We start from the raw sequence: 9,872 nt of genomic DNA on the forward strand, positions 1-9,872 counted from the left end.
GCATGCTGATCGCGATCCCCGATGTCCTCGACGCCGCCGGCGTGGCGCATGTCCGCGCGCTGATCGATGCCGCGGACTGGGTCGACGGCAACGCCACCTCGGGACCGCAGAGCGCGCTCGCCAAGCGCAACCTGCAGCTGCCCGAGGACAGCGACGCGGCGCGCGAAGCGGGCGGCCTGGTGCTCGATGCGCTCGGCCGCGCGCCGCTGTTCGTCGCCGCTGCGCTACCGCTGAAGGTGTTTCCGCCGCTGTTCAACCGCTATGCCGGCGGGCAGGATTTCGGGCTGCACGTCGACAACGCGATCCGTATCCGCCGCGGTACCGATTTTCGCCTCCGCAGCGACCTGTCGGCGACGCTCTTCCTGGAGGATCCCGCCGACTATGACGGCGGCGCGCTGGTGATCGAGGACCAGTTCGGCCCGCAGACGGTCAAGCTGCCCGCCGGCCACATGGTGCTGTACCCCGCATCGAGCCTGCACCGCGTGACCCCGGTGACTCGTGGCGTGCGCACGGCGTCGTTCTTCTGGATCCAGTCGATGGTCCGCGACGACGGCGCCCGGCGGATCCTGTTCGATCTCGACCAGGGCGTCCAGGCGGTCGCCGCGGCGCAGGGGCAGGGCGATGCGGCGACGATCCAGCTGACCGGGGTCTATCACAATCTGCTGCGCCGCTGGGCCGATGCCTGACGCGGGGTCGGTTCGGCGCGGCGCGCCTTGGGGCATTAGGGGGAATGGAATGAGCAAAATCGCGATGCGGAGGGCCTGGTTCCAGGTCCATAAATGGATCGGGCTGATCCTGGCGATCCTGATCATCCCGCTGTCGATCAGCGGCGCGGCGCTGGTCTGGCACGACGGACTCGACCGGATCGTCAACCCGGCGCGCTATGCTGTGTCGGGGACGACGACCCGCGACCCCGCGACCTATCTCGCCGCAGCGAAGGCCGTGCTCGGTCCCGCGCAGCGGATCGCGCAGATCGCCATGCCGGAGGAGGGCGGCCCGGTGGTCGTCTCTGCGACCCCCGCCACCGCGACGGGTCCGGCGCGCGGCGGACCACCGACGCGGACGATGGTCTATCTCGATCCGCCGAGCGCGCGCGTGCTGCAGGTCGCACCCAGCAACGCCGGGCTCGTCCGCTTCCTCCACGTCCTGCACGGCAGCCTGCAGCTGCCCGGTGTCGGGCGCCAGATCGTCGGCTGGATCGGCGTCTTCATGATGGTCTCGTGCTTCACCGGGCTGTGGCTGTGGTGGCCGACCGTCGGCAAATGGGCGCGGGGCCTGCGCTATCGGCGCCACCGCAACACCGACACCAACCTCCACTATCTGTTCGGCTTCTGGGTCGCGTTGCCGTTGTTCGTGCTCTCGCTGACCGGGGCGTGGATATCCTTCCCGCAATTCTTTGGCCGGATCGCGGGGGAAAACCGTCCGCGCAGCGGCATGCCCGATCGGGCCGCGATGGCGCGTGCCAAGCCGCTGGCGAGCCCGGCGCAACCGCTGAACGTCGTGATCGCCCGCGCCGCAACGCTTGCGGCTGGCGTGCCGCTGAAAAGCGTCGCATGGCCCACCGACCGTACGCCCGACTGGACCGTGACGTTCGCCGGAAAGGGCCGGCCGGTGGCGATCAAGGTCGCCGACGACACCGGCAGCGCCAGCGCAGCGCCGGCGCGACCGCAAGGCGGCGTTGCCCGCTGGATGCGGCGCATCCACGACGGCACCGATATGGGGATCGTCTGGCAGGTGATCATCTTCGTCGGCGGCATCCTGCCGGCGGTGCTCGCCGTGACCGGTGTGATCATGTGGTGGCGTGCGCGCGGCTGGAAGGCTGAACTGAAGCGCAAGATGCAGGCGAAGCGGGCGGCGAGCGCCGTCTGATCGAGCGCGACTCCCCCGCTTTCGCCGGGGAGTCGCTAAGGCGGTCCTGAGGGCCGAACGTCCTCTCCCGACGGGAGAGGACGTGTAAGTCAGCGTCCGAGCAGTACCCGCGCCTGGCTGGCGATCTGTGCGAGCATTGCCGCGTTGGGGATTGCGGCGTGCCGCGCGCGGTCGATGACCGCCTTGAACTGCGCGACGCGGGGGGCGTTGGCGAGCAGCCAGGTCTCGACCGCGCCTTGCGGATCGGTCGCGCCGCAGCGAGCGAGGAATTCCAACCGCAATTGCTGGAAGTCGCGCGCGAGGCCGGCGATCAACAGCCGCTCCCACGGGTCGGTCGGGGTGATCCGCGCCGCGTTCGCCTGCGCCCAATCGAGCCCCAGCGCCTGGCCGAGATGCGTGAACGCGCGGGTCAGCACCGCCTCGTCGAGCGACAGCCGCTGACCGAGATCGGCCAGCCCCACCGCACCGTCGAGTTCGAACAGCCGGACGACCTTGCGCGCAAGCGCGGTCGGCGCGCCGACGGCTTCGAGTTGCGCGGCGATGCGCGCGCTCTGGGTGCTCGCCTCTTCGAGCAGAAGCGCCTCGGTCTGGCTGTCCAGCTGGCGGATGCCCGTGGCGAGCCGCGTCAGCACGTCACCCGGCCCCGCGCCGGGGATGGTGACGCGCAGCAGGTCGGCGATCTGCGAGCGCGTCGCGACCGCGACCTCGTCGAAGAGCGCGATCCGCGCCGCCTCGGGCATCGCGGTCGTCTCGATCTCGGTCCACAAGGCGGGCAGGTCGAACAGCCGTTCGGCGACGACGAACATTGCGGCGATATCGCCCATCGCCGCGCCTTCCTCCTCGGCGAGCTCGAACGGGTAGAGCACGCCCAGCCGGTTGACGATGCGGTTGGCAAGCTTGGTCGCGACGATCTCGCCGCGCAGCCGATGTGCATCGATCGCCGCACCGAAGCGCTTGCGCATCGCCGCGGGGAAGGCGGCGTGGAGGTCGGGCTTCAGTTCATCGTCGGCGGCGATGTCGCTCTGCTCGATCGCGTCCTGCAGCGCGAGCTTGGCGGTCGCGAACAACACGGCGAGTTCGGGACGGGTGAGCCCCTGGCCATCGAGACCGCGGCGCAGCAGGATGTCGTTCGACGCCAGCCCCTCGACCACGCGGTCTAGCCGCCCGCTGCCTTCGAAGATCTCGATGACGCGGACATAGCTCGGCACTGCGACCGCGCCGTCGGCTTCCGCGATCGACAAGGCCAGCGTCTGCAAGCGGTTGTCCTCGAGCACCAAATGCGCGACGTCGTCGGTCATCGACGCGAGCAGCGTGTTGCGGTCCTCGTACGCCAAGCGCCCTTCGATCATCTCGCGGTTGAGCGCGATCTTGATGTTCACCTCGTTGTCCGAACAATCGACGCCTGCCGAATTGTCGATGAAGTCGGTGTTGATCCGGCCACCGCGCGCCGAAAACGCGATGCGTGCGGCCTGGGTCACGCCCAGATTGGCGCCTTCGCCGATCGCGGTGACGCGCAGATCCTCGGCGTTGACGCGCAGCCGGTCGTTGGCGGGGTCGCCGACCGCAACATTGGCTTCCGACGCCGCCTTCACATAGGTGCCGATGCCGCCGAACCAGAGCAGGTCGGCAGGCGCCTTGAGGATCGCGGTGATCAGCGCGCCGGGTTCGAGCTCGGTCGCGGTGATGCCGAGCGCGGCCTGGACCTGCGGCGAGAGCTTCACGACCTTGTCGGTGCGCGCGAACACGCCGCCGCCTTCGGAGATCAGCGCCTTGTCATAGTCGGCCCAGCTCGAGCGGGGCAGCGCGAACATGCGGTTGCGTTCGTCCCAGCTGGCGGCCGGATCGGGGTCGGGATCGAGGAAGATATGGCGATGGTCGAACGCCGCGACGATCTTGAGCGTTTTCGACAGCAGCATGCCGTTGCCGAACACGTCGCCCGACATGTCGCCGCAGCCGACCACCGTGATCGGTTGCGTCTGCACGTCGATGCCGCGCTCGGCGAAGTGGCGCTGGACGCTGACCCACGCGCCCTTGGCGGTGATGCCCATCGCCTTGTGGTCGTAGCCGACGCTGCCGCCGCTCGCGAACGCGTCGCCAAGCCAGAAGCCGCGGTCGAGCGCGAGCGCGTTGGCGACATCGCTGAACGTCGCGGTGCCCTTGTCGGCGGCGACGACGAAATAGGGGTCGTCGCCGTCGAGGATCGTCACGCCCTCCGGGTGCACTACCGCGCCCTCGACGATGTTGTCGGTGATCGACAGCAGCGACCGGATGAAGATGCGGTAGCTTTCAGTGCCCTCGGCGAGCCACGCATCGCGGTTGGCGGGGGAGGGGGAGGGGAGCTGCTTGGGATAAAAGCCGCCCTTGGCGCCGGTCGGCACGATGACCGCGTTCTTGACGCGCTGCGCCTTCATCAGGCCGAGGATCTCGACGCGGAAGTCGTCGCGGCGGTCGGACCAGCGCAGGCCGCCGCGCGCGACCGGGCCGGCGCGCAGATGGATGCCCTCGACTCGGGGGCTGTACACCCACACTTCGCGCCATGGCACGGGTGCTGGCAGCCCCGGGATCAGATGGCTGTCGAGCTTGAACGCCAGCGCTTCGGCACCCGCATCGGTGAACGCATTGGTCCGCAGCGTCGCGGCGATCAGGCTGCGATAGGCGCGCAGGATGCGGTCGTCGTCGATCGCGGCGACGGCGTCGAGCCCTGCTTCGATCGCCTGGTCGGCCTCGATCGCGTCGCCGGGATGGTCGGGATCATGCACCGCGTCGAAGCGCGCGACCAGCGCGGCGGCGACTTTCGGGGCACGGCGCAGCGCGTCGACGACGGTGCCCAGCCCGTACGGCAGACCCGCCTGGCGCAGATAGCGGAACCAGGCGCGGAACAGCACGACCGCGCGTGGCGCCATGCCCAGTTCGACGATCAGCCTGTTGAACGCATCGTTCTCGGCGGCACCCTCCAACACCGCGGCGATCGCGCCCTCCAGCGTCGCCGGGTCGGTGTCGAGTGCGGCATCATTGGCTTCGAGCAGAAAGTCGTGGACGAACGCATCGACGCCGTCGTCGAGCCGCGTCGGCAGCTCGCCGACGACGCGGAAGCCGAAATTCTCGAGCACCGGCACCGCGTCGGACAGCGCCAGTGCGCCACCGAGCTTGTAGATCTTCAGCCGCCGGTCCTCGCCGGCTGCACTGGCGACCAGCCGCACGCCGCGTGCCTCCGGGCTGTCGAGCGCGGCGAACCGCTGGATGTCGGCGGCCGCCTCCGCCGCGCTGCTGATGTTGCGGTAATTCTGCGGGAAGGCGGCCGCCCAGCGCAGCGCCAGCCGCGCCGCACGCGCGGGCGCCAGCGTCGCGGCGAGCGCCTCTTCGACATCGGGGACCCAGCCGCGCACCATATGCTGCAGCCGCGCGGCGAGCGGCGCGACGTCGGGCATCGGGCCCGCCACCCGCGGCACCTCCGACGGGGCGCCGCCCTGTGGCAGGCCACGCAGGTCGAGCGTGTAGCGGATCAGCGCGACGCCGCCGTCGCCCAGGCTGATCGACCAGTTGAGAATGCTCGCATTCGCGGCCTCGGCCAGCATCGTGCCGATCGCGATTCGCCGCCCCGTCGTCAGATCGTCGCGCGACAGCCACGCGAACGCGAACAAATGCCGACGCAGCGCCGACTGGACGAGCACGAGTGCGGGGCGCGGCCGATCGGCCAGGCTCATCGCGGTCAGCGCGAGCTCCTCGAGCCCGGCATCGTCGAACGCGATCGCCAGATCGTGCGGCAACTGCGTCAGCGCATGCGTCAGCGACTTGCCCGCATGGCCGCGCGGGTCGAACCCGAACTTGCGTTCCAGCGACTCCAGCGCGGCGCGCAGCACCGGTACCTCGCGCGGCGGGGCGGCCAGCGCGGCGCTGGTCCAAAGACCCGCGTGGATGGACAGCCCGGCGACGGTCGTGCCCGCCATCACCGGCACCACGACCAGGTCGAGCGGTACCGCGCGGTGGACGGTCGAGATCAGGTTCGATTTCAGCAACAGCGGCACCCGCCCGCCATTCTCGAACCACGCGATCGCGAGCGCGCGCGACGCCTCGGCGAGGATCGGCACGCGGTGGTCCTGTCGCGCGATGCCCAGCGCGTCGCCGCCGCTGCCGTCGCGGTGCCAGATCTGGTGCCCGAGCAGCGTCAGATTGCCGTCGAGGAACCAGCGCAGCAGCGCCGCACCTTCGCCCGCGGGAATCGCCGCGATATCGGCGGCCATCCGCGCCTGCAGCGCGGGCCAGTCGGTCACCGCCGCGCGCACGTCGACCAGCACCGCGGTCAGATCGTCGACCAGCCCGCGCCGGTCACGCGCGTCGGCGCGCTCCATCTCCAGATAGACCATCGATTCGGGCGTGCCGGTCTCGCCGATCGCAGTCAGCGTGCCGTCGGCATCGCGCGTCGTGCCGACTACGGGGTGGATGATCCGGTCGACCGCGATGCAATGCGATTCGATCGTCGCGGCGATCGAATCGACCAGGAACGGCATGTCGTCGTTGACGATCGCCACGCGCATGCGGCGGTGCGCATCGTCCGACGTGATCGGCTCGATCGCGATTCCGGGCGCGTGGCCATCGCGGTGCAACGCCGCCGCGGCAACGAAGGCGGCGGCGTTGGCGACCTCCTCCGTGCCGAAGTCCTTGAGTTCGCCCGGAAGCGCGCGTTCGGTAAGCCGGGCCGCAAGGGCGTCGGTCAGCATCTGCATGTGGTTCGCCATAGCGCGCGGCTATGCGCCGCCCGCCCAGTCAGCTCAAGGCTTGTGGCAGGTGCGAAGGGTTATGCTGCACCGCATACACGCTCGGCCGGTGGCGTCTGCGTTCGGTGCGCGCTGTTCAGTTAGCAAGTGCGGCGCGCTTGCGGCGCGGCTTGGCGGGGGCGCTCGCCAAGCGTTCGGCACCGACGACGGCCTTGATCCCGCCCGGGATGCTGCCAAGGAACGCCGCGAGCCCGCCTGCAACGATCCCCTGGCGCCGCGCATGCCGCAGCACCGTCGCGAAATCGGCCAGCCGTGCTTCGGGATATTCGCCGCCGAACAACAGCGCGACGGCGGGCGTCATCGCATCGTCCGCCTGCGCGGGAATGCCGGCCTCCGCCAGCAGGCGCGCATAGCCGGCGTGGTCGCAGTCCGTGGCGAGGACGAAATCATGCGCACGGCCGAGCGCGCGGTACAAGGCGGCCCGTCGCTGCGCGTCGGCGGCGCGGACGTCGCCGTTGCTCGCGCGTACCGCGGCGAGCTGCGCGTCGAGCGGTCCCGACGCCAGCGCACGGTCGGCGGTGTCGTCGGGGGCCAGCTCGGTCAGCAGCAATTCCGCTGGCGCCGGTTGTGCCGCGGCCGCGTACGCCTCCGCGAACCCGCCGCTGGGGCCGTCCGCCCAGATCGGCGTGTCGGTTCCGGCCCGCGGCGTCGCGCGCACCGCGGCGTCGAGTTCGGCATCGAGCGTCGCCTGGAGCCTGTCGTCGACCAGCTCCTTCCAGTTGATCACGCCGTAGAGGAAATCGATATTCGCGCCACTCGACGAAAACGGCATCAGGATCCCGCGGTACAGCGTGGTCCGACCGCGGCTGCCGACGAACTCGGCTTCGAAGCCGATCGGCGCGCGGTTGGCGATGATCTGCAGATAATGGTCGGTGAGGCGCGACAGCAGTGATCGACTGGGCACGTCGGCGATCGACGTGATCGGCCCTTCGAGCGCGCACTCCTCGCGGAGTGCCTGGCCGAGATACGCGATGCCGGGGTTTTCGACGCCCGCGCTGAAATCGAGCAACACGCTGTGCGGACCGAAATCGGTGATGCCGGCGGGGTCGAGGTCCGCGATCGGCGGATAGGGGCGTCCCTTCAGCAACGAGACCCAGTGGTTATAGGCGCGCACATGCATGCGCCGTTCGTCGCCGCCGAGATCGAACATCGCATCGTTGACGCCTGCGTCGATGGTATCGGCGCCGGTGTCGGCATCGCGCTCGATCCGCCCGTCGTTCTGGCCGCGTGCCGTCTTCATGCGCTAGTCCCCATTGCATCCGATCCGCTTGTGCACCGCGTTTGGTAAACGAGCCGTAAAACGGCCTGCGAAACGTGTCCGCGGCGGGTGCGCAATGACGCTTGTCAGCGATTTCCCGACCTGTTAGTGGCACGGCCTCGACAGGCCAAGCGCCCGTCGCGCCGCTTTAGCTCAGCTGGTAGAGCATCGCATTCGTAATGCGGGGGTCAGAGGTTCAAGTCCTCTAAGCGGCACCAGCTACTTTATGGCACTTCCACAAGGGAACGCCCGCGGCTACAGCGGAACGGCCTTTCCGGTGGGTAGCCGTCTAGGTCCTGCCTGGGGCACTTTGGGTAGGGAAACGGGCTTGGCCCTCGCCAAACGGTCGGGGCTTGGCCCGGTTTCGATAACAGCAGCGTAGCAACAGACCTTACTCGCCCGCCAGCAACCCGATCCGGCGGAAAAGTGCGGCGACGCGGGCCTGCGTCGCTTTGCGAGTGTAACGCCGGGCAGTGGAGATACCCTGGTCAATCATGTCACGCGCTTTCGCTGGCTGATCATCGAGTAATGTCCAGGCTTCGGCAACGCCTTGTACGACACGTTCGGGATCATCGATCTCTCGCCAAAGACCGTTGTACGGCGAGGCGAATTCCCGGCCTCCGCCGCCCAGTGTTCCGGTCACGAGGCATCCCGACGCCATCGCTTCCAAGGGCGGCAGACCGAGCCCTTCATGATGGCTCAGCGACAAGAACACCGCGGATGACGACAGCACCGACATGACCTGCTCGAATGGCATCCCGTCGATAGCAACCCAGGGTACGTCCGCCAGTTTCGGATACATGAGCGGCAGCGCGCCGCGCACGGTGCTCGCGAGACGGGGCAGCTTACGGGGCATGTACGCGATCTGGCGTAGCTTTGCGGTTTCGGGCGACGTGCCTTCGATGAAACAGGGGATGAGGGTTAGCGGGATATTCGGGTGAGACGCGCGGAGGAAAGAGCGGATTGCGCGGGAGCTGCACAGCACCCGTTCGATGCCCAGCTCCGCCCAATGCGGAGTCTCATCGATCTGATTGAACAGATAAAAATGGTTTTGGGCGAAGATCCACTTTCGCACGTCTGCTGGATATTCGGAGATCGGCCGCAAGTCCGTCTCGGGGAAGATGACGATATCGCCCGAACGAACCTCCTCGGGGTCCGCTGTCAGTAAGGACCGATCGCCAAGCGCGAAAAACAATCGGGATTCTGTTGAGAGGATCACCGTCGCGTCGATCCCTAGATCGCGCATGACTTCGGTGAGCTGGAATATGACGCGCAGCCCCCCAGACGGCTTGGGGCGCCGGATCCGGCCTAAATGAAAGAAAAGTCTCGGGCTTGCCACCACGTCAGCAGGTACTGTGGCGATCCCTTGCTTGTCAATTTGATGTAGGGTCGCGGGGCGGTCGCTACCAGACGTGTCAGCAAGCGGACGCGACTGGATCGCCGTCTGTAAGGACGTCCGAAGTCTGTGCGGCCGGGATACGACGCAATTCGATGGTGTTTCACGTTCGCGTGCCAGTGGGGGCACAAAGGGGAGCAGTCCGGACGATCTCATACGCCTCTCAGAGCGCCGCGTCGGGCAACGCCGGCGGGCGGGACTGCGCCAGCGCGGATTCCACCCTTGCCAACAGGTCGTCGGGCACGAACGGTTTGGTGAGATAGTCGGTCGCGCCGCCACGGCGCGCGGCGTCGATGTCATCCTGGCTGCGCCGCGCCGTCAGCATGATGATCGGCACGATCGCGGTCGCGGGCGCCGCGCGCAGCCGCGCCAGCACCTCGAAGCCCGTCAGCCCGGGCATCATCGCGTCCAGCAGGACGAGATCCGGCGGCTCGCGTGTCGCGGCGTCCAGTGCGGCCGGACCGTCTTCGGTGACGACGACACGGTGCCCCGCGGCTTCGAGCTTATACTGTACCAGCGCGGCGACGAGTTCGTCGTCGTCGGCAATCAGGATCAGGGACATCGGGAACGGCTC

The 9,872-nt window shown here is 68.6% G+C and carries 6 protein-coding genes and 1 tRNA gene; 3 read left to right on the top strand and 4 right to left on the bottom strand.

The genetic code is table 11. The annotated features are described in order from the left end of the window. Window positions 1–2 precede the first annotated feature (2 nt). A complete protein-coding gene (locus U1701_RS08725; protein ID WP_332782164.1) occupies window positions 3–686 on the top strand; it encodes a Fe2+-dependent dioxygenase in 684 nt (227 codons plus the stop codon). Between the two features lie 49 nt (window positions 687–735). Beyond that, window positions 736–1,869, top strand: coding sequence for a PepSY-associated TM helix domain-containing protein (locus U1701_RS08730; RefSeq protein WP_332782165.1), 1,134 nt, complete (start codon window positions 736–738; stop codon window positions 1,867–1,869). 89 nt (window positions 1,870–1,958) lie between these two features. On the opposite strand, the gene U1701_RS08735 is transcribed toward U1701_RS08730, so the two are convergent. Together U1701_RS08735 and U1701_RS08740 are read right to left on the bottom strand one after the other, a co-directional pair. Then, window positions 1,959–6,605, bottom strand: a complete 4,647-nt coding sequence (locus tag U1701_RS08735; protein ID WP_332782166.1) for an NAD-glutamate dehydrogenase — start codon at window positions 6,603–6,605, stop codon at window positions 1,959–1,961. Window positions 6,606–6,720: 115 nt separating this feature from the next. After that, window positions 6,721–7,884: a PAS domain-containing protein gene (locus U1701_RS08740; RefSeq protein ID WP_332782167.1), complete on the bottom strand. Its 1,164-nt coding sequence runs from the start codon at window positions 7,882–7,884 to the stop codon at window positions 6,721–6,723. Window positions 7,885–8,044: 160 nt separating this feature from the next. Here U1701_RS08740 and U1701_RS08745 point away from each other — a divergent pair. Then, window positions 8,045–8,120 (top strand) — tRNA-Thr (locus U1701_RS08745). A gap of 173 nt (window positions 8,121–8,293) precedes the next feature. Here U1701_RS08745 and U1701_RS08750 read toward each other — a convergent pair. Continuing rightward, window positions 8,294–9,148 carry a glycosyltransferase gene (locus U1701_RS08750; RefSeq protein WP_332782168.1) on the bottom strand — a complete coding sequence of 285 codons (855 nt, stop codon included), beginning with the start codon at window positions 9,146–9,148 and terminating at the stop codon, window positions 8,294–8,296. Window positions 9,149–9,461: 313 nt separating this feature from the next. Then, on the bottom strand, window positions 9,462–9,860 hold the full coding sequence (locus U1701_RS08755) for a response regulator transcription factor (RefSeq protein WP_332782169.1): 399 nt from the start codon (window positions 9,858–9,860) through the stop codon (window positions 9,462–9,464). Window positions 9,861–9,872: the final 12 nt, after the last annotated feature.

The sequence above is a fragment of the Sphingomonas rhamnosi genome, from assembly GCF_036663615.1.
Taxonomy (GTDB): Bacteria; Pseudomonadota; Alphaproteobacteria; order Sphingomonadales; family Sphingomonadaceae; genus Sphingomonas.

Excerpts from the sequence above, each read along its gene's own strand:
- U1701_RS08725 (WP_332782164.1), top strand. The coding sequence starts at position 3 with ATGCTGATCGCGATCCCCGATGTCCTCGACGCCGCCGGCGTGGCGCAT.
- U1701_RS08730 (WP_332782165.1), top strand. The coding sequence starts at position 736 with ATGAGCAAAATCGCGATGCGGAGGGCCTGGTTCCAGGTCCATAAATGG.
- U1701_RS08735 (WP_332782166.1), bottom strand. The coding sequence starts at position 6,605 with ATGGCGAACCACATGCAGATGCTGACCGACGCCCTTGCGGCCCGGCTT.
- U1701_RS08740 (WP_332782167.1), bottom strand. The coding sequence starts at position 7,884 with ATGAAGACGGCACGCGGCCAGAACGACGGGCGGATCGAGCGCGATGCC.
- U1701_RS08750 (WP_332782168.1), bottom strand. The coding sequence starts at position 9,148 with ATGCGCGATCTAGGGATCGACGCGACGGTGATCCTCTCAACAGAATCC.
- U1701_RS08755 (WP_332782169.1), bottom strand. The coding sequence starts at position 9,860 with ATGTCCCTGATCCTGATTGCCGACGACGACGAACTCGTCGCCGCGCTG.